Origin of the sequence: Kitasatospora sp. NPDC057015 (assembly GCF_042673745.1) — a bacterium.
Classification (GTDB): domain Bacteria; phylum Actinomycetota; class Actinomycetes; order Streptomycetales; family Streptomycetaceae; genus Kitasatospora.
This window is the reverse complement of record NZ_JBHUSG010000015.1, coordinates 146,331-166,622: the sequence shown is the minus strand read 5'-3', so window position 1 is coordinate 166,622 and position 20,292 is coordinate 146,331. Positions and strand designations below refer to the sequence as shown.

Annotated in this window: 6 protein-coding genes; all 6 read right to left on the bottom strand. The window is 76.2% G+C overall.

The genetic code is table 11. The features are described 5' to 3' along the window. Positions 1–66: 66 nt before the first annotated feature. The 6 genes from ACFTWP_RS17390 to ACFTWP_RS17365 all read right to left on the bottom strand — a co-directional run bounded on the left by ACFTWP_RS17390 (position 67) and on the right by ACFTWP_RS17365 (position 20,280). Entirely contained in the window at positions 67–414 is a 348-nt protein-coding gene (locus tag ACFTWP_RS17390) for a YrdB family protein (protein WP_380265413.1), read from the bottom strand. Positions 415–536: 122 nt separating this feature from the next. Then, positions 537–1,574, bottom strand: a complete 1,038-nt coding sequence (locus ACFTWP_RS17385; RefSeq protein WP_380265412.1) for a ketoacyl-ACP synthase III family protein — start codon at positions 1,572–1,574, stop codon at positions 537–539. Between the two features lie 121 nt (positions 1,575–1,695). Beyond that, positions 1,696–2,451 (bottom strand): thioesterase II family protein, encoded by a 756-nt coding sequence (locus ACFTWP_RS17380; protein ID WP_380265411.1) that lies wholly within the window; start codon positions 2,449–2,451, stop codon positions 1,696–1,698. Beyond that, on the bottom strand, positions 2,448–4,874 hold the full coding sequence (locus tag ACFTWP_RS17375) for a beta-ketoacyl synthase N-terminal-like domain-containing protein (RefSeq protein WP_380265410.1): 2,427 nt from the start codon (positions 4,872–4,874) through the stop codon (positions 2,448–2,450). The genes ACFTWP_RS17380 and ACFTWP_RS17375 overlap by 4 nt, the downstream gene beginning before the upstream one ends. Before the next feature lie 8 nt (positions 4,875–4,882). Next, on the bottom strand, positions 4,883–13,939 hold the full coding sequence (locus tag ACFTWP_RS17370; RefSeq protein ID WP_380265409.1) for an SDR family NAD(P)-dependent oxidoreductase: 9,057 nt from the start codon (positions 13,937–13,939) through the stop codon (positions 4,883–4,885). Between the two features lie 74 nt (positions 13,940–14,013). Continuing rightward, on the bottom strand, positions 14,014–20,280 hold the full coding sequence (locus ACFTWP_RS17365) for an SDR family NAD(P)-dependent oxidoreductase (RefSeq protein ID WP_380265408.1): 6,267 nt from the start codon (positions 20,278–20,280) through the stop codon (positions 14,014–14,016). Between the last annotated feature and the right edge of the window lie 12 nt (positions 20,281–20,292).

Here is a 20,292-nt window from a genome sequence, read left to right as displayed (position 1 = left end):
CCCCGGTCCTGACCTCGGACCGGGGCGCGCCGCCGTCTCCTCACGTGACCGCCACCGCGGGCACGCTCACTCCTGCTGGCCCCACACCCGGGCGAGGACGCCGCTCAGCACCACCAGCGTCGCGAAGACGGCCGCGGGCGCCTTCCGCCACCACGCCGCGAGGGCTACCGCGCCAGCCCCGTACCAGAGCACCTCGAAGCCGATCCGCGGCCAGTCGCTCAGCATGTAGGTCGCGGTGGGCGCGCCGAAGAGGGCCCACAGCACGATCAGCAGGAGCGGGCCGCCCAGGCCCAGCAGCAGACGGGCGGAGAGGCGGGGGCGGGCGGTGAAACCCCAGCCGCCGACGGAGACGTAGACCACGAGCTCCAGCAGGAACGCCAGACCGAGATTCAGGTTCTTGGCCAGACCGGACACGATCGGGTCACCTTCCAGGCAGGCAGGCAGGCAGGCAGGCAGGCAGGCAGACGGGCCGGTCCCGCGGTTGGGGCGGGGCCGGCCGATCGGCGGGATGTCGGGACGATTCTACTGAACTGCCGTCACCAGGAAGGTGTTTCCAGAACCTCCAGGACGGCCACGGTCCACATGAAGCCGATTCCGGCGCCGGCGGTCACGATCAGGTCGCCCGGCTTCGGGCGGCCGGTCTCGAAGAGCCGGTTCAGGCCGATGATCTGGTCGCCGCCGCCCATGTGGGCGTAGTCCAGGCCCCACTCGTAGACGGTGCGGTCGGGGTCGAGGCCGAGGGCGCCGTGGAAGCCCCACTCGACGATGGTCCTGGACATGTTGGCGTGGACGAACCACTGGGTGTCGCCGAGTTCGCAGTCGGCGTCGGTGAGGGCCTGGGTGAGGACGGTGCCGAAGTTCTTGTTGATCCGGGCGATCGCCTCGTCGTAGGCGCCCTCGTTGCGGCCCAGCCAGTGGCTCTTGCGGCCGGCCAGGTCGACCGGCCCGCCGGTGTGGAACGGCGCCGGGGTCCACGCGTCCTCGCCGCGGTAGAGGGGTTCGAGCGAGGGGTCGCCGTGGCTGGCGGTGGACCGGACCTTGAGGAAGCCGCCCCGGGTGGAGAGCACCACGGCGCCCGCGCCGTCGCCGTAGACGACCTGGTCGTCCGCCTTCCAACGGTCCCAGTAGGGCAGCTTGAAGGCGTCGCCGGTGGTGACCAGGGCGGCGTCGCGGTCCGGGCGGGCCGAGATCCAGGAGGCCGCGACCTCGACGGCGGCCAGGCCGCTGTTGGATCCCTGCCGTACCTCGAAGGCGGCTCCGTGGCCGCCGACGGTCTCGTTCTGCACGTAGTGCGCGGGCGTCCACACGTCCTGGCCCTGGTGCCCGACGCTGGCGTGCACGACCAAACCGAACTCCTCGGCGGCGACACCGGAGCGCTCCACGGCCTGGCGCCCGGCCGCGGCGGCCATGACCGGACCGGTCTCCTCCTCGGACGCGACGCGGACGGCGCGGTAGCCGTTGGCCTCGCGCTCGCCCTCGCCGTAGTGGCCGTCGGCCACCGCCTGCTCGGCGGTGCAGACCTGCTCCGGCAGGAAGGCGCCGAGACCGGCGATGTACAGGTTCTGCCAGCGCATTGCGGGCTCCTCACTCAGGGGTGTGGGCGGTACCGGCCGGCCGCGGCCGGCGCAGCCAGCCTCGCCGCCGCCGCTCGAAGCCCTCTCGAACCGTGGTGCAGCTGCGGGTCCGGCACCGGGCTCAGACCGCCGTCGGCACCAGATCCTGCGTGTCGGCGACGAGTTGGCGGGTGAAGCCGGCGAACTGCTCACCCAGGAAGTAGAAGTGCCCGCCGGGGAAGAAGCGGCTGCGGAACCCGGCCGTGGTCTCCTGCTCCCAGGCGAGCATCGAATCCTGCGGTGCCCAGGCGTCCCCCAGCCCCCCGAGTGCGACGATCGGGCAGCTCAGCGGCGCACGCCGCGCCTGCGGACGGTACGACTCGACCGCCCGCAGGTCGGCACGGCTGATCCGCAGGAACCGCTCGACGAACCCCGGCACCTCGCGGACGCGCTCCGGAGTGCCGCCGAGCCCCAGGAGCTCGTCCAGCAACTCCGCGTCCTCCAGGGTGTGCAGGCGTCGGCGCACCTGCTCCTGGTGGACCGGTGCGACCCGGCCCGAGACGGCGACCCAGGACGGGACCGTGCCCCGCGCCTCCAGCCCGCGGGCGACCTCGACCGCGAGGATCGCCCCCAGGCTGTGGCCGAAGAGCGCGACCGGCGCGTCGAGCCAGGGCAGCACGTCCGCGAGCGCGAGCGAGACCAGTTCCCGCATGTCCAGCAGCGGTGGTTGGCTGTGGCGTTTACCGCGGCCCGGCAGGTCCAGCAGCACCAGGTCCCAGTCCCGGGGCAGGTCCCGGCCCATCGGGTGGTAGACCGACGCGGACCCGCCCGCGTGGTGGAAGCCGACCAGGCGAAGGGCCGGCCGGTCGACCGGGCGCGGTCGTACGAAGGGGGTCATGCGTTCTGCTCCAGGCTCCGACGGTGCGCAGGCACCGCTGCACGGCTGACGACGAAGGTGCTGAGACGGTGGAACATGACGTCCAGCGGGACGTCCTCCAGGAAGAGGTCCAGGGGGAGGTCGTCGACGCCGTACTCCTCCTCGACGGCGACGGTGAGCTGCATGGCGCCGAAGGAGTCGCCGCCCGCCTCGGCGAACGGGCGGCTGCCGTCCAGTTCGTCGGCGTGCAGGATGCCAGCCAGCCGGGAGCGCAGGAACTCCTCCACCCCCCGCTCGTCGTCCCCGGTCGCTGCGCCGGTGCCGGCGCCGTGCGGGGGATTCCCGACCGTGGCCCCGGTGCCCGCCCCGCCGGACGGCGTGGGCTCGTCGACCCAGCAGCGGCGCCGGCGGAAGGCGTAGGTCGGCAGGTCGCCGACCAGCATCTCGCCGGCCGGGCGCAGCGCCTCGAAGCGCAGGTCGGCCCCGGCGGTGAAGAGCGCGCCCAGGGCGGCGAGCAGGAGCTCCGGCGTCTCGGCGGGGTCGGCGCCGACCAGCGGGTGGAGCGTCCCGTCCCACTCCAGCGCCGCGTGCACGCCCGCCGGCAGTGCCGGGCCTCCGGGTTTCACTCGCAGTCCGAGCCGGGCCAGCGCCCCGATGAGCCCCGCCTCGGTCGCGGCCGGGCTGGCCAGCCCGGGGTGGGCGGCGGCCAGCGCGTCCAGACCGGCCCGCAGCGACGGCCCCTCGACGACGGTCAGTCGCACCACGGGCGGATCACCCACGGGTGCGGTCGGGTGCTGTTCGACCGCTGTGCGCAGCGCGCGGGCCAGCTCCGCGCCGGTGCGGCCGGTGACCGCGATCCGGTGCTCGAAGGGGACCCGGCCGACGCGCAGCGTGTGGCCGACCGAACGCAGCCGCTCCCCGTCCGCGTCCTCGACGGCCGCGGCCGTCTCCACGGCCAGTCGGTGGAGGCTGTCCGGGTGCCTGGCCGACAGCACCACCAGTTCCGGCCCGCCGACCGTGCCACCCGCGTCGGCCCGCGGTCGGACGGTGCTCCGGTGGGCCGTCAGCACGGCGTGGGCGTTGGTGCCGCTCATGCCGAACGCGCTGATCCCGGCGACCCGCCCGGCTTGGGCCCCGGGCCACGGCGCCGCCGCGCGGGGGACGGTGAGCCGCGTGCGGTCCCAGGGGATGAAGGTGTTGAGCTCGCCGTCGTCCGGGCCGAGGGCCGCCGGGATGATCCCGTGCCGCAGCATCAACGCCACCTTGATCAGACCGGCGACGCCGGCGGCCGCCTCCAGGTGCCCGAACCGGGACTTGACGCTGCCGATGGCCAGCGGCGACGTCCGGCCGGGGGCTCCGGAGCCGAGCACGGCGTCCAGCGCCCCCGCCTCGATCGGGTCGCCGAGGGAGGTGCCGGTGCCGTGGGCCTCCACCCAGCCGACCTCGGCCGGGTCCGTGCGGGCGTCCCGGTAGGCCGCCCGGATCACCTCCTGCTGGGCCGGTCCGTTGGGGACGGTCAGCCCGGAGGAGGCACCGTCGTGGTTGGTCGCCGAGCCGCGCAGCACGGCCAGTACCGGGCGGCCTTCCGCCTCGGCGTCGGCCAGCCGCATCAGCATCAGCATCCCGACGCCCTCGCCGCGGCCGTAGCCGTCGGCGGCGGCGGTGAAGGACTTGGACCGGCCGTCGGGGGCCAGTGCACGGCTCTGGCAGAGGGAGACCATCAGGTCCGCGGAGAGCAGCAGGTTGGCGCCGCCGACCAGGGCGTAGCGGCACTCCTCGCGGCGCAGGCTCTGCGCCGCGAGGTGCAGGGCGACCAGCGAGGAGGAACAGGCCGTGTCGACGCTGACCGCCGGGCCGGACAGGCCCATCACGTAGCTGACCCGGCCGGCGGCCATCGAGTGGCCGGCGCCGATCCCGTAGTAGGGGTCGATGCCCGACTTGTCCTCGCGGCCGGCGAACCGCTCCGCGTACTCGGAGGTCATGATGCCGAGGAAGACCCCGACGGGCAGCCGGTCCTGACGGCGCATCGCGAGTCCGGCCCGCTCCGCCGCCTCCCAGGCGGTCTCCAGCAGCAGGCGCTGCTGGGGGTCGATCGCCTCGGCCTCGCGCTGCGAGATGCCGAAGAACGCGGGGTCGAAGCCGGCGATGTCGTCCAGGAAGCCGGCCCGGTCGACGTAGGAGCGGCCGGGCAGCCCGGGGCGCGGGTCGTGGACCGCGCGCAGTGCGGGACGGTCGGCGGGGATCGGGCCGCGTCCGTCGGCGTCGGAGAGCAGGAAGTCCCAGTACTGCTCGGGCGTGCTGAGGCCACCGGGCAGTCGCAGGGCGACGGACACCACGGCCAGGGGTGCGTGTCGGGCCTCCTCCAGCTCGCCGACCCGCTGCCTGAGCGAGCGCGAGAGCCGGAGCTGTTCCTCCAGCAGGGCGCGGATCTCTTCGAGTCGCATCGTCGTCCTCACTTCGCCAGGTCGTTTCGCACGGCGCTGAGCAGCTCGTCCAGGCTGAGGGCCCCGAGGTCGCCCTCGGGGCCCTGGCCGTTCTCGTCGGGCTCGTGGGTCCCGGCGGGCTCGTCCATCCCGTCGGGACGGGCGGGCCCGACGGTCGCCTCCTCGGTTCGCCGGTCCGCTGTTCGCTCGTCCTCGGTGGCGAGCAGTGCGGCGACGAAGCCGGCGAGCGCGGTGACCGTCGGGTGGTCGATGGCCACGGTGGCGGGCAGGTCCATGGCGAGGTCGTGGGCCAGGGCGGACCTCAGGTCGATCGCCATGATCGAGTCGAGGCCGAGGTCGGCGAAGCCGACCGTGTCGCGGACGGCGGCCGGGTCGCCCAGCAGCCGGCCGACCAGCGCCCGCACCTCCTCCAGCAGCAGCTCCTCGCGGGCCGGGCCGGCGGCCCGGGACAGCCTGTCCCGCAGCCCGCCCCGGCCTCCACCGGCAGCCGCTCCGGCGCCCGCGGCCCCGTCCGGGGCGCCCGCGGGGTCCGACAGCAGGCCCTGGACCAGGGCTGCGGCGGGGGAGCCGGCCAGCCGCTCGCGGTACCGGGCGGCGTCCAGGGCGACCGCGGCGAGCCGGGCCTGCCCGCCCGTGAGGGCGAGCGCCAGCAGCGGCCGGGCCTGGTCGTCGCCGAGCGCCCGTACGCCCATCCGCTCCGCCGCCCGGGCCACCACCTCGGTGCCGGCCAGACCGGCCCGGTCCTGCGGTACCCACGGCCCCCAGGCGACGGCCGTCGCGGGGACGCCGCGCGACCGCAGCGCGGCGGCCAGGCCGTCCAGGTACCCGTTGGCGGCGGCGTAGTTCACCTGCCCGGCGGAGCCCAGCAGGGCGGAGACGGACGAGAACAGCACGAAGGCGTCGAGCTCCAGCCCGGCCACGGCCGCGGCCAGCGCCTGCGCGCCGCCCGCCTTCGCCGCGAAGACCTGGGCGAAGGACTTCGGCGTGAGCTGCCCGAAGGGCCGGTCGTCGCTGCCGCCCGCGAGGTGGAAGACCCCGCGCAGCGGAGCCTCGGCCGCGGCGGTGCGCACCGCCGCGGCGCAGTCCTCGGGCCGGGTCACGTCACCGGAGACCACCGCCACCCGGACGCCCGCCGCGCGCAGCTCCGCGATCACCGACTCGGCCACCGCGTCCGGCTGCGAACGGGCCATCAGGGTGACGGCGGGCGCCCCCTGGGCGGCGACCGTCCGAGCGACGCTGAGCCCGAGCGCACCCAGGCCGCCGGTGATCAGCACCCCGCCGCGCCACTGCGGCTCGACCGGGGTCCTGACGACGGGCTCCAGCCGGGCCACCCGGGCTCCCTCGGCGCCGAGGGTGAACCGGCCCTCCAGGAACTCGCCGGAGACCGCCCGGCCGAGCAGCCCGCCCAGGGCCGCGGCCTCGAAGCCCGGCTCCAGCGCGATCCGCAGCAGGCGGCGCTCCCGGTCCTCGACCTCCAGGGCGGCCAGCAGGCCCCACACGCTCTCGCGCACCGGCGCGGCGGCGGCTCCGCCGTGGGCCAGCACCGCGTAGGGGGTGTGCCGCACCGGCTCGGCGGCGAGCTGCGCGGCCAGCTCCGTGGTGACGGCGAGCGCCTCGTCGGCGCCGACCGGTCCGTCGCCCTCGAACGCCAGCAGCCGGGCGTCCAGCACCAGGTCGGCTGCGCTCCCGCCGTCGACGTCGGCGAGCAGCCGGTGGCCGAGCGCGTGCAACTGCTCGGCGACGGCCTTGGCCTGCGGGCTCTCCACACCGAGGAGCCGGATCCGCAGCGGCTGCGGGTCGGTGGTCCGGGCCGCCGGCGGCAGCGGCTGCCAGCCGACCGTGTAGGCGTGCGCGGCACCGCTGCGCAGGCTCTGCTCCAGCACCCCGCGGGGCGCGTGCCGGACCCGGAAGCCGTCGGCGACCATGACGCTCTCGCCGTCGGCGCGGAACATGTGCAGGTCGGCCAGCTCCACCCGGCTGCGGCCGCGCGGGAGTTCGTCGGCGCGGCGGACGCGGACGTGGCCCCACAGCTCCTCCCTGCCTCCGGGGCGGCCGGGGAAGGAGAGGCGGTCGGCCGCGAAGGGGATCGCCAGCGAGGGCGCCTCCTCGGCGGTCTCGTCCACCATGAAGCCGGCGATGCTCTGGAAGAGCGAGTCGATCAGGCCGGGGTAGATCTCGTAGTCACCCGGTGCGTCCGGGAGTTGTGGTTGCGCGTAGCGGACCAGTGCCTCGTCCCCGCGGATCCACACGTCGGCGATCCAGCGGAAGGACGGGCCGAGGGTGTAGCCGAGCGCACGGAAGTAGTCGTAGAACTCCGCGCCGCCGACGTGTCGTTCGGCGGAGGCGACGAAGGCCTCCCGGTCCGGGGCCGGGTGCGCGGCCGGCCGCACTTCGCCGACGCGTCCGCTGATGTGACGCTGCCACAGTCCGCGGTCGGCGTCGAGCAGCGAGTGCACGCCGAGCTCGCGGGCGTCGTCCCGCGCGCCGACCAGGATCTGTGCCTCGTAGCGCTCGCCGTCCTTGATGACCAGGGCGCGCGGGCAGACCAGGTCCTCCAGGGCGAACGGCCGGCCGCCGGCGGCCAGTGCGGACAGCACGGTGGCCAGGTGCGAGGCCGCCGGGGTGACCACCGTCCCGTACAGCCGGTGGTCGGTCAGGTAGGCCGGGAAGTCGGCGCGCCGCTCGAAGGAGAACGCCCGCCCGGGCAGGGCGGGCGAGTGCAGCTCGGTGCCCCAGTGCCGGGTGCCGCGCGGGCCGGCGGAGGCCGGCGCCGGGTCGGCGGTCCGGTCGCCGGTCGTGGTCCAGTGGCGGGTCGGGGCGAAGGGGTAGCGCGGCGCCTCGGTGCGGTCGGCGCGGGTGGCGGCCTGGACGGCCGCCCAGTCCAGGGCCCGGCCGCGGTGGTAGAGCGTCTGCGCGGCGGTCAGCATCGTCTGCCGGTCGTCCCCGCCGCGCCGCAGTGACGGCGCGACTCCGCCGGCGGGCGCGAGCCCGGCCACGGAGACCAGGTGGCCGAGCGTGCGGTCCGGGCCGATCTCCAGGCAGAGGTCGACGTCCAGGTCGGCGAGCCGGGACGCGCCCTGGTGGAAGAGCACCGGCCGGCGCACGTGCCGCCCCCAGTAGGCGGCGTCGTACTCGTCCGGGCCGGCCAGCCGGCCGGTGACGTTGCTGATGATCGGGATGCGCGGGGCGGAGAACCGGAACGGCGCCGTGATCGCCACCAGCTCGCCCAGGATCGGGTCCATCAGCCGCGAGTGGAAGGCGTGCGAGACCAGCAGGCCGCGGGCGTGGGTGCGCTGCGCCTTCATCCGCGCCGCGAAGTCGGCCAGGAGCCCGGGCGAGCCGGCGACGACGACCGACTGCGGGCCGTTGACGGCCGCGATGTCCAGGCCGCTGCCGTGCACCCACTCCTCGACCTGCTCCAGGGGTGCCTGTACGGCCAGCATGCCGCCGTGCTCGGTTCCCTGCATCAGCCGGGCGCGCTCGACGACGAGGGCCAGCCCGGCCTCCAGGTCCAGCACCCCGGCGTGGATCGCCGCGGCGATCTCGCCGACGCTGTGGCCGACGACGACGGAGGCGGTCACACCCCACGAGCCCCACAGCTCGGCGAGCGCCAACTCCAGGGCGACCAGTGCGGGTTGGGTGTACCTGGTCTGGTTGACCAACTCCCTGTCCGCGCCGTGGAAGAGCAGCTGGTGCAGCGTGATGCCGAGCTCGGGCGCCACGATCCGGTCGCACGCGTCGAAGGTCTCCCGGAACACCGGCTCGTCCTCGTAGAGCCGGCGGCCCATGCCGAAGTACTGGCTGCCCTGACCGGAGAAGAGGAAGGCGACCTTCGGAGCCCGCTCCGCCGGGCCGTGGGCCTCCTCGCGGGCGAGTCCGGCGAGCAGGTCCGCGCGGGTCCGTCCGACCACCGCCCGGCGCACGCCCAGGTGGGCGCGGCCGCGTCCGGCGGTCGCCGCGAGGCCGCCCGTCTGCTCGTCCCCGGCCTGCTCCAGCCGCTCGCGCCAGGCGGCGGTCACCCGGTCCAGGCCGTCCCGGTCGGGCGCGGAGAGCGGCAGCAGGAACGGTCCCTCGCCGGTCCGCGGCGTCGGGCGAGGCGCGGCCTCGCCCACGACCACGTGGGCGTTGGTGCCGGAGAAGCCGAAGCCGGAGACGCCCGCCAGCCTAGGTCTGCCCCCGGATCGCCAGGCGATCGGCTCGTCCACCACCCGCAGGTTCATCTCCCGCCAGGGGACGCGGGGGTTGCGGGTGTCGCAGTGCAGGCCGGCCGGGAGCAGCTCGTGCCGCAGCGCGAGCACGGTCTTGACGACGGCCGCGATGCCGGAGGCCGACTCGCAGTGGCCGATGTTGCTCTTGACCGAGCCGACCAGCAGCGGACGCCCCGGCTCGCGCCCGCCGCCGAGCGCCGACCAGGCCGCGCCCAGCTCGATCGGGTCGCCGAGCGCGGTGCCGGTGCCGTGGGCCTCCAGATAGTCGACGTCCGCGCCCCGGATCCCGGCATCGGCCAGCGCGGCGGCGATGACCGCCTGTTGGGCCCTGCCGCTGGGGGCGGTGAGCCCGGAGGAGGCGCCGTCCTGGTTGACCGCGCTGCCATGCAGGACCGCCAGCACCCGGTCGCCGTCACGCTCGGCGTCACTGAGCCGCTTGAGCACCAGCACGCCGCAGCCCTCGGCCCGGACGAAACCGTCGGCCTCGGCGGAGAAGGTCCTGCAGCGGCCCGTGGGGGAGAGCATGTGGGCGCGGCTCACCGCGACCGAGCACTCCGGTGAGGCGATCACGTTGACGCCGGCGGCGAGTGCCGCGTCCGTCTCCCCGGAGCGCAGCGAACGCATCGCCAGGTGCAGCGCAACCAGCGAGGACGAGCAGGCGGTGTCGATCGCCAGGGCCGGGCCGTGCAGGCCGAGCAGGAAGGAGAGGCGTCCGGCGGCGGCGTTGAGCGCGGTGCCGGTGGAGTGGTAGGCGTCCAGGGAGTCCAGACCGTCACGCTCCAGCAGGCGCGCGTAGTCGGAGTTGGAGATGCCGAGCCAGACGCCGGTACGGCTGCCCCGGAGGCGGTGCGGATCGGTGCCGCTGTCCTCCAGGGCGTGCCAGGCGACCTCCAGCAGCAGCCGGTGCTGCGGGTCGAGGCTGCGCGCCTCGCGCGCCGGGATGCCGAAGAAGCCGGCGTCGAAGCGGGCCCGGTCGCCGAGCCAGCCGCCCTGGTCGCTGGTGATCCGCCCGGTGCGGACCGGGTCCGGGTCGGTCAGCCGGTCGCCGTCCCACAGGTCGGGCGTGACCGTGCCGACACCGTCGCGGCCCTCGCGCAGCAGGTCCCACAGCTCCTCGGTGGAATCGGCGCCGGGGAAGCGCCCGGCCATGCCGACGATGGCGATGGGCTCGTTCGGGGCGGGATCGGGAGCAGGATCGGGATCGGGCGCAGGGGTTGCGGCGGGTGTGGACGGAGCGAGGGGAGTGGACACGGACGGCGCGGCGGCCAGGGCCGTCGGGGCCGGGGCCGGTGCGGGAGCCGTGGTCGCCGGGGCGAGCAGCGCCAGCAGCCGGTTCGCGAGCTCGGTGACGGTCGGGTGGTCGAAGACGTCGGTGACCGACAGCGGCACGCCGTACCGGTCGGCCAGGTGCAGGGCCAGGTCCGAGGCCATGATGGAGTCCAGGCCCAGGTCCAGGAACCCCCGGTCCTCCGCCAGCGGCGTGCCCTCGGCGTGGCCCAGCTGCCCGGCCACCGCAGCGCCCACGCGGGTACGCAGCTCGGCCGCCCGGGCCTGCTCGGGCAGGGCGAGGACGTCCGCCGCGCCGGATCCGGCGCGGGGCGCCTCTCCCGGGGCGGCAGCGGTGGGCGGCGCGACCTCGGCGAACAGCGGCCGGGGCCGGCGCGCGGCCATCACACCGGCGAACCTCGGCCAGTCCACGTCGCAGGCGAGCAGCAGCGGGTCGGCGCCGGTCGCGGGCGTCGCCAGTGCCGCCGCGCCCGCGTCGGGCGCGAGCGAGTGCACACCCATCCGGGCCAGGTCGGCGCGGCCCGCGGCGTCGGCCATGCCGTCCAGGTCCCACGGGCCGAAGGCGATCACGCTGGAGGGCAGGCCCTGCCGGGCACGGGTCGCGCCGATGGTGTCGAGGCCGCCGTTGGCCGCGGCGTAGGCACCGTAACCGTCGGTGCCCCACAGCGCGGAGACGGAGGAGGTCTGCACGAAGAAGTCGAGCGGCCAGGCACGGCCGAGCAGGTGCAACCACCAGGCGCCGTCGAACTTGCCGCGCAACGCCGCCAGGTAGGCCGCGGTGTCGGCGTCCGCCAGCGCCCGGTGCGGCAGCGTGCCCGCCGCGTGCACCACGCCGCGGACCGGGGGCAGGTCCGCCGCCGCGCTCAGCGCCTCGGTGAGGGCGCGCGGGTCGGCGACGTCGACGGCCGCGTAGCGCGCCTCGACGCCGTCCTCGCGCAGCGAGGCGAGCAGGTCCCGGCCCGGCCCGGCGAGTGCGGCCTCGGGCGTGCGGCCGAGCAGCAGAAGGTGCCGGGCACCGCGACCGGCGAAGTCGGCCGCCAGCGCCCGGCCCACCCCGCCGAGGCCGCCGGTGAGCAGGTAGGTCGCGTCCGGGCGGATCGCCAGTGGCGCGGCGGGCGGGGTCCGCGCGGTGGTGACCCGGGCGACCAGCACCTCGCCGCGGCGCACCGCTGCCAGGTCCTCGCCGCCGGGCCGGTCGAGCAGCCGCAGCAGGGCCTCGACGTCGGCCTGGTCCGGCTCGGCGGGCAGGTCGACCACACCGCCCCAGGACTTCGCGGCCTCCAGGCCGAGCACCGCGGCCAGGCCGTGCAGCAGGCCGTGGTCGGTCGCGGCGACGGTGTCGTCCGCGTGCACCAGCCGGCTGCCCCGGGTGGCGACGAAGGCGCGGCCGGCCACCGACGAGCCGTCGAGCGCCAGGACGGCGTCGGCGGTCGCCGCGCACAGTGCCGCGCCCGCGGCCGCCGGGTCGGCGTCCGTGTCCGGCGCCTGCGGCAGCGGGGTCGCGCGCGGGGCGAGCAGCAGTGTCACGGGTGCGTCCGCGCGCTCCGCCCACAGCTGCCGCCAGCCCTCCCGGGACTGCGGCAGCGCCTGCTGCGTCCAGCCCGCGGGCAGCGCCAGCGGCCCGTCGGCCAGTACGGTCCCGGTACGGCCGGCCGCACCGGCGCGGGCCGCGAGCAGGGCGAGCACCGACGTGTCGTCACCGGCCAGCACCAACGCGGCCTCGCTCGCCCCGCCCTGCGGCGACCACGGGCGCCAGGCCAGCGCCGGACGGGCCAGCGCCGGACGGGCCAGTGCCGGACCGGCCAGTGCAGGGTGGGCCGGCGCAGGGTGGGCGGTGTCGGCCGGCTCCTCCGGGGCGTGGCGCTGCCGCTGCCAGGGGTAGGCGGGCAGGTCGAGAACCCGGCGCGGCAGCCCGGTCAGCGCCTGAGGGGTGGGGCCGTCGACGAGCTCGACCGAGGCGAGCGGCGTCCCCTCGGCCAGCGCCGCCAGCGCCGTCAGCGCGGCGGCGCGGTCGGCGGCGGTGACCCGGGCCCGTACGGCCTGCCGGGCCCGGCCGACGGTGACGGTGTGCGCGTACGCGGCGTAGTCGGTGTCGGCGGCCCGCCGCAGCGCGGCCTCGTGACGGCGCGCCAGCTGCCGCAGCGCGGTCGGCGTGGCCGCGGCCAGTTCGAAGCCCGTCACGTCGGGGGCGCCGGCGGCCTCGTCGGCCTCGGGCCGCGGCGCCGCGCCGAGGACGACGTGGGCGTTGGTGCCGCTCATGCCGAAGGAGCTGACGCCCGCGTACCGGCCGCCGTCCGCGGGCGTCCACGGGGTCAGCTCGGTGGCGAAGCGGATGCCGGTGTCGCTCAGCTCGATGCGCGGGTTGAGGGTCCGGAAGTGGACCAGCGGCGGGACCGCCCGCTCCTTCAGGCAGAGCACCGCCTTGACCAGCCCGGCGATGCCCGCCGCGGCCTCCAGATGGCCCAGGTTCGCCTTGACCGAGCCGACGTGCAGCGGGGCCCGGCCGTTGCGGCGGCCCAGTGCCGCGGCCAGCGCCTCCATCTCGATCGGGTCGCCGAGCGAGGTGCCGGTGCCGTGCGCCTCGACCAGGCCGATGTCCGCGGGCACCAGCCCGGCGTCGGCGAGGGCCGCCTCGATCAGCGCGGTCTGCGCGAGGACGTTGGGTGCGGTGAAGCCGGAGGAGCGGCCGTCCTGGTTGACCGCGGAGCCGTGGACCACGGCATGGACGCGGTCACCGTCGCGTACGGCGTCGGCGAGCCGCCGCAGGACGAGCACGCCCGCCCCCTCGCCGCGGGTGAAGCCGTTGGCGCGGGCGTCGAAGGGTTTGCACAGCCCGTCCGGCGCGAGCGAGCGGGTCTGCTGCACCATCCGGGTGGAGCGCGGCGACAGCACCAGGTTCACGCCGCCGACCAGGGCGGTGTCGCACTCGCCGCGACGCAGCGCCTGGCGGGCGAGGTGCAGCGCGACCAGGGACGAGGAGCACGCGGTGTCGACCGCCATCGCCGGGCCGGTGAGGCCGAGGGTGTAGGCGAGGCGTCCGGCCGCGAAGCAGTGGCCGTTGCCGGTGGCCCAGTAGGCGTCCGGCTCGCCCCGCATCCAGTCGCGGTAGTCCTGTGCGGTGATGCCCAGGTACAGGCCGGTCCGGGCCGCGGCCAGCCGCTCCGGGGCGAGCGCGGCGTCGTCGAGCGCCTCGGCGGCGACCTCCAGCAGCAGCCGGTGCTGCGGGTCCAGGCCGCGGGCCTCGCGCGGGCTGATGCCGAAGTGGTCGGCGTCGAACTCCAGTACGTCGTCGAGGAAGCCGCCGCGGTGCGGCAACGCCTCCCACTCGGCCGCGAAGCGGTCCATGCGCGAGCGCGGCATGGGGCGGACCAGGTCCCGCCCCTGGGCCAGCGCCTCCCAGTAGCCGCGGAGATCGGAGATGCCGCCGGGCAGTCGGAGCCCGACCCCGACGATCGCCAGCGGCTGCGGACCGCCGGCGGCGTCGAGCTGGGCCCGGAGCCGGCGGATCGTCTCCAGCGCCCGGGTCAGCGGGGTGGCGGCGGGTGCGGTGTTGTCGGGGCTGGGTTCCACGGTTCAGCACGTCCTCTCACGAAGGGGAGTGGTTCTGCGGCGCCGCCGGGTGCGACCCGGCGGCGGCCGAGGGCTCAGTCGGTCGTGGTGACCGCCTCCGAAAGCCGTTCGCAGAGCTCCCCGGACAGGGCCCTGGTGTTGCCGTAGGTCCACAGCAGCGTCGGCGAGAGCCTGAGCCCGAACGTCGCCTCCAGCCGGTTCCGCAGCTCCAGGCTCATCAGCGAGTCCAGCCCCAGGGCCTTGAACGGGGTCTCCCGGTCGATCGCCGCGCTCTCCAGCCGCATGACGCGGCCCGCCAGCTCCCGCACCTTCGACTCGACCGACTCAGGCCAGCTGTCGACCGCCGACGCCAGCAGCCCGTCCAGGAACTCGCTGCCCGCGCTCTGCCCGCCGCCCCGCTCGGCCGCCTGGCGCAGCACCTGCCAGCTGCGCAGCGCCGACGTGTCCGGGTAGGCGTCGAACCACTGGCGCAGGTTCAGCGGCACGTAGCCGAGCACCCGCTCGTCCCGGGCCAGGAACCGCTCCAGCGCCTGCCACGCGGCCTGCGCGGTGAAGCCGCCCATGCCGCGCTCCGCCAGCCGCGCACCGCGGCCCTCGTCCTCGGCGGCCAGACCGATGTCGCTGAACGGGCCCCACTGGACGCTGAGGCCCGGGGCGCCGCGGCGGCGCCGGGCGTCGGCCAGGGCGTCCAGGTAGGCGTTGCCCGCCGCGTACGCGGCCTGGCCGGCGTTGCCGAACAGCGCGGCCGCGGAGGAGAACAGGACGAAGAGGTCGAGGTCGTCGCCCCTGGTGAGCCGGTCCAGGTTGCGGGCGCCGTCGATCTTCGGGGCGAGGACGTGCTCGATCTGCTCGGGCCGGACGGTCAGCACGGTCGCGTCGTCGAGCAGCCCGGCCGCGTGGAACACCCCGCGCAGCGGCGGGAGTTCGGCGCGCACCCCGTCCAGTGCCGCGGCCAGCGCCTCGGCGTCGGCGACGTCGACGGCGTAGCTGCGCACCTGCACCCCGGCCGCCCGCAGCGCTTCGATCCGGGCCTGCGCCTCCTCGCCGGGGGCCCGCCGGCCGAGCAGGGCGAGCGCGCCGGCGCCGCCCTCGGCCAGGTGCTCCGCCAGCGAGAGGCCCAGCGCGCCCAGACCACCGGTGATCAGGTAGGAGCCGTCGGCCCGGAACCGGCCGTCGGGCATCGGCTCGGGGCGGATCGCGGTGACCTGCCCGGGGCCCACCAGCACGAACTTGCCGATGTGGTTGCCGTGCGACATCTCCCGCAGCGCCTCGGCGGCCTCGGCGAAGGTGTGCACGACGAGCGGGAGCGGTGTCAGCTCGCCGGCCGTCACCCGTGACCAGGCGTCCGCGAGCAGCCGGGCGAAGCGCTCCGGCCTGCGGTCCATCAGGCCCGCCAGGTCCAGCGAGGCGAAGGTCAGGCTCTTGCGGAAGTCGCCGAGACCGATCCCGCGGTCGGCGTGGATGTCCTTCTTGCCGACCTCGACGAACCGGCCGTCCTCGGCCAGCACCTCCAGGCCGAGCGGGATCGCCGCGCCGGTCAGCGAGTTGAGCACGACGTCGACGCCGCGGCCGCCGGTCGCGGCGAGCACCCGGCCGGCCCAGGAGAGGTCCCGCGAGTCGAAGACGTCGGCCACGCCCAGGCCGCGCAGGTGGTCGCGCTTGCCCGGGCTGCCCGCGGTGGCGATCACCCGGGCGCCGAGCGCCCGGGCGACCTGGACCGCCGCGAGGCCGAGGCCGCCGGCGGCGGAGTGGATCAGGACGGTCTCCCCGGCGCGGAGCCGGCCGAGGTCGACCAGCCCGTGCCAGGCCGTGGTGAGCACCAGCGGAAGGCCCGCCGCCTCCTGGTCGGCCATGCCCTCCGGGATCGGCCGGGTGTGGTCCGCCCGGACGGTGACGTGGGAGGCCAGTGAACCGAAGACGCAGGCCACCACCCGGTCGCCGACGGCCACGTCCGCGACGCCCTCGCCGACTGCGACGACCCGGCCGGCGCACTCGCCGCCGAGCAGGTCGGCCCCCGCGCTGGCGTCCGGATAGGTGCCCATGGCCTTCATGACGTCGATGAAGTTGAGCGCGGCGCAGGTGACCTGCACCTCCACCTCGCCGTGGCCCGGCGCTCGCCGGCTGAGCGGACGGAACTCCAGGCCGTCCCAGGAACCGGGCCTCGCGGGCAGCAGCCTGAACGGCTGGTGGCGGCCGTTCCAGGGGAGGGCGCGCTCCTCCTCCGGCGCGGCGCCGCGGGTGAGCCGGGCCGCCAGGCGTCCGGTCGGACGCAGCGCGACCTGGTCCTCCTCGTCCCCGCAGAGCAGCTCGGCCGCGGTCTCGGCGGCCCGGCCGGCCCAACCGGAGGGCGCGTCGAGCAGCAGCGGGCGCAGCTCCGGGTGCTCGCGGCGCAGCACCCGGGCGAAGCCCCAGAACAGGGCTGCGCCCGGGTCCGGCAGGTCCTCGTCGGCGGCGGCCTGGGCGTCGGCTGTCAGCACCGCCAGCCGGGGCGCCTCGGGCAGTTGGAGCGCCGCGCGGACCACCGTGGTCAGCGTGAACAGCCCAGCGCGCTGCGCCTCCTCGCCGTGCGCGGCCTCCGGCGCCAGGTAGGCGACGCCCTGCGGAGTCCCCGCTGCGCGCAGTGCCGCCGTCAGCAGGGCCGGGCCGGTCTCGGCGTCGAGCGGCTCGGGCACGGCGACGGTGACCGCCGAGCCGCCCGCCGCGGTGAGCGCGTCGGCCAGCTCACGGGCCCGGTCCTCGGCCGCCCCGGCGTGCACCACGGCCCAGCTGCCGGACGGCGCCCCGGTGTCCGGCCGGGGCAGTTCCCGGAAGCGCAGCCGGTGCAGCAGCTCCGCGTCGCTCTCCGGGTCCGCCTCGGGCGCCAGTGCCTGGAGGGTCAGCCCTTCCATGGTCAGGACCGGCCGGCGGTCGGCGTCGAAGAGCACCACGTCGAAGGCGGTGGTCCCGCGGCGCACCGCGTGCGACCAGCCGGAGGTGAGCGGCTCGGTGATCTCCGAGTGCAGCGTCACCCGGTCCACGCCGACCGGTACCACCGTCTCGTCGCCGCCGACCAGGGCCAGCGAGACCTGGAGGGCCGCGTCCCACAGCGCCGGGTGCACGCTCGCCGGGCGGGCCCCGGCGCGGCAGCGGTCCGGCAGCTCCAGCGCGCCGAGCGCCTGCGCACCCTCGGTGTGCAGGGCGGTGACGCCCTGGAAGGAGCTCCCGTAGTGCAGGCCGCGGGCCGCGCAGGCGGCGTAGAAGTCGGCGGGCTGCGCCGACTCGTGCGCCAGCAACGCCGCCGGGAAGAACGGGAGTTCGCCCTCCCGGGCGCGCCGGGTGAGCCGTCCGGTGGCGTGCCGGGTCCAGGTGCTCGCACCGGGGGCCAGCGAGAGCAGGGTGAAGCTGCCGCCCTCGCTCACGTCGTCGCGCCACAGCGCGGAGAGCCGGACCGGCTCCTCGTCCAGGGTGAGGTGGTCGCGGAAGGCGAAGCCCTCGACGGTGCGCGGCGTCGCGCCCGTCCGGGCGCGGGCGGCGGACAGCGCCAGTGCCAGCATGGCGGCCCCCGGCAGCACCACGGCCTCGTGGACCCGGTGGTCGCGCAGCCACGGCGACTGCGCCAGGGCCAGCTCCAGCTCACCCTGCCAGGCGTCCTGCTCCCCGGGGCGCGGGGCGAGGGTGAACTCCAGCGCTCCCGAGGCCGCGCCACGGCGCCGGCCCGGGGCGGTCCAGTGGCTGGCGCGCTGCCACGGATAGCCGGGGACGGGCGCGAGCACCCCGCGGGGCAGCAGGCCGAAGGGCGCCAGGCCGGCGGTGTAGCCGTGCGCCAGCGCCAGCGCCAGGTCGGCCGGGGAGCCCTGGCCGCGGCGCAGGGTGGACAGCACCCGGGCCGGCTCCGGCCGCAGCTCCGCGAGCTGCTCGATGGCGGGGGCCAGCACCGGGTGCGGGCTGACCTCGACGACGTGGGTGACGCCCTCGTCCAGCAGCCGGCCGAGGGCGTCGGCGAACAGCACCGGGCGGCGCAGGTTCTCCACCCAGTAGTCGGCGTCCAGCTCCGGGCCGTCCAGCACGGCGGCGCGGACGGTCGACATCAGCTCGATGTCGCCGCGGCGCGGGGAGACGTCGGCGAGCGCGGTGAGCAGGTCCTCGCGCAGCTCGTCCATCTGCGGGCTGTGCGAGGCGTAGTCGACCCGCACCAGGCGGCAGTAGACGCCGTCGGCCTCCAGGATCTCGCGCAGCATCAGCACGGCGTCGCGGTCGCCGGACAGCACGCAGGAGGACGGGCCGTTGTTGACCGCGAGCGAGACCTGCTCCTCGAACCCGTGGAGGGCCTCGCGCGCCTGCTCGACACCCAGGTCCACGGCGAGCATCAGCCCCCGGCCGGAGGTCCGGCGGGCGATGGCACTGCGCCGGGCCATCACCATCGCGCCGTCCTCGTAACTGAGGATCCCGGCCAGGGTGGCGGCGGTGATCTCGCCCTGGCTGTGGCCGATGACGACGTCCGGCTCCACTCCGGCCGCCCGCCAGACCTCGGCGAGACCCAGCGACATCGCCCACAGCGCGGGCTGGAGCACGTCGATGCGCTCCAGCCACTCCTCGCCCGCCGCGCCGGAGACCACGTCGGCGACGTTCCAGTCCACGTACGGGTCCAGCGCCTTGGCGCAGCGGTCGATGACGGCGGCGAACACCGGGCTGCCCGCGTAGAGCTCCTTGCCCATCGCGCTCCACTGGGAGCCCTGACCGGGGAAGACGAAGGCGGTGCGGCCGCGGGCACGGGCGCGACCGGTGACGGTGCCGGCGGTGCCGGCGGCCGGATCCGCGGCGAAGGCCCGCAGGCCCTCGGCGAGTTCGGCGGCGTCCGCGCCGACCACGGCGAGCCGGGCCGGGAAGTGGTCGCGGCGGTGCGCCAGCGTGCCGGCGAAGGCCCGCAGCGCGACCGGGTCACCGTCCTGCGGCAGGGCCTCGGCCAGCTCGGCGGCGCGGGTGCGCAGCGCCTCGTCGTGCCGCGCGGAGACCGGCAGCAGGACGGGCAGTCCGGGGTCGGCGTCGGCCGCGGCGGCGGGCTGCTCGGGGGCGGAGCGGAGCACCACGTGGGCGTTGGTCCCGCCCCAGCCGAAGGAGTTGACGCCGATGTAGACCGGACCGTCCTGCGGCAGCTCCAGCGGCTCGCGGACCACCCGCAGGTTCAGCTCGTCGAACGGGATCTCCGGGTTGAGCTCGGCGCTGTGCAGGCTGGGCGGCACCACGCCGTGCTCCAGCGACAGCAGCGCCTTGACCATCCCGCCCATGCCGGCGGCGGCCTCCAGGTGGCCGATGTTGGTCTTGACGGAGCCGACGCCGAGCGGGCCCAGGGCCCGGTCGCGCCGCCGGCCGAGCACCCGGCCGATGCCGCGCGCCTCGATCGGGTCGCCGCGGTAGGTGCCGGTGCCGTGCGCCTCGACGTAGGCGACGCGGTCCAGCGGGATCGCGCCGTCGCCGTAGACCTGGCGCAGCAGGTCCTCCTGCCCCGCCGGGTTGGGGGTGACCAGGCTCTCGCCGCCGCCGTCGTTGTTGACGGCGGTGCGCACCACCACGCTGCGGATGCGGTCGCCGTCGGCGAGGGCGCGCGACAGCGTCTTCAGGTAGAGGGTGACCACGCCCTCGCCGCGGACGAAGCCGTCCGCCTGCGCGGAGAAGGCCCGGGACCGGCCGGTGGGGGAGAGGCCGCCGAAGTGGGTGAGACCGATCGACACGTCCGGGGCGAGGATCAGGTTGACGCCGCCGACGAGCGCTCCGTCGACGTCGCCGGAGCGCAGCGCCTGGGCCGCGAGGTGCAGCGCCACCAGTGAGGAGGAGCAGCCGGTCTCCACGGTCAGGCTCGGACCGGTCAGCCCCAGGTAGTAGGAGACGCGCGCGGCGATCACGTCGAGCGCGTTGCCGACGGCGCTGTGCTGGGTCGCCCAGGCGCCCTGCTCCTTGCGGCGGAGCTCGTAGTCGTGCCAGGAGGCGCCGACGTAGACGCCGGTTCGGCTGCCGCCCAGATCGGCGGCCGGGCGGCCGGCGTCCTCCAGCGCGCGCCAGGCCGACTCCAGCATGAGCCGCTGCTGCGGGTCCATGCTCTCGGCCTCGCGCGGCGAGATGCCGAAGAAGGTGGCGTCGAACAGGTCGACCCCGTCGAGGAAACCGCCGACGGACTGGACGGTGCGCTCCGGGTCGAGCTGCGCGGAGGCGTCCCAGCGCTCGGGCGGCACCGTGCGGATGGCGTCGCCGCGCTCGCTCAGCAGCCGCCAGAAGGCGTCCGCGTCGGGCGCGCCCGGAAGCCGGGCGGACAGGCCGACGACGGCGATGAGCTGGTCGGGGTCGTGGACGGTCGAAACCTCGGGCATGTGGAAGACCTC

What these genes read in the sequence shown, in the direction of transcription:
- ACFTWP_RS17385 (WP_380265412.1), bottom strand. Translation starts at nt 1,574, where the DNA reads ATGCGCTGGCAGAACCTGTACATCGCCGGTCTCGGCGCCTTCCTGCCG.
- ACFTWP_RS17380 (WP_380265411.1), bottom strand. Translation starts at nt 2,451, where the DNA reads ATGACCCCCTTCGTACGACCGCGCCCGGTCGACCGGCCGGCCCTTCGC.
- ACFTWP_RS17375 (WP_380265410.1), bottom strand. Translation starts at nt 4,874, where the DNA reads ATGCGACTCGAAGAGATCCGCGCCCTGCTGGAGGAACAGCTCCGGCTC.
- ACFTWP_RS17365 (WP_380265408.1), bottom strand. Translation starts at nt 20,280, where the DNA reads ATGCCCGAGGTTTCGACCGTCCACGACCCCGACCAGCTCATCGCCGTC.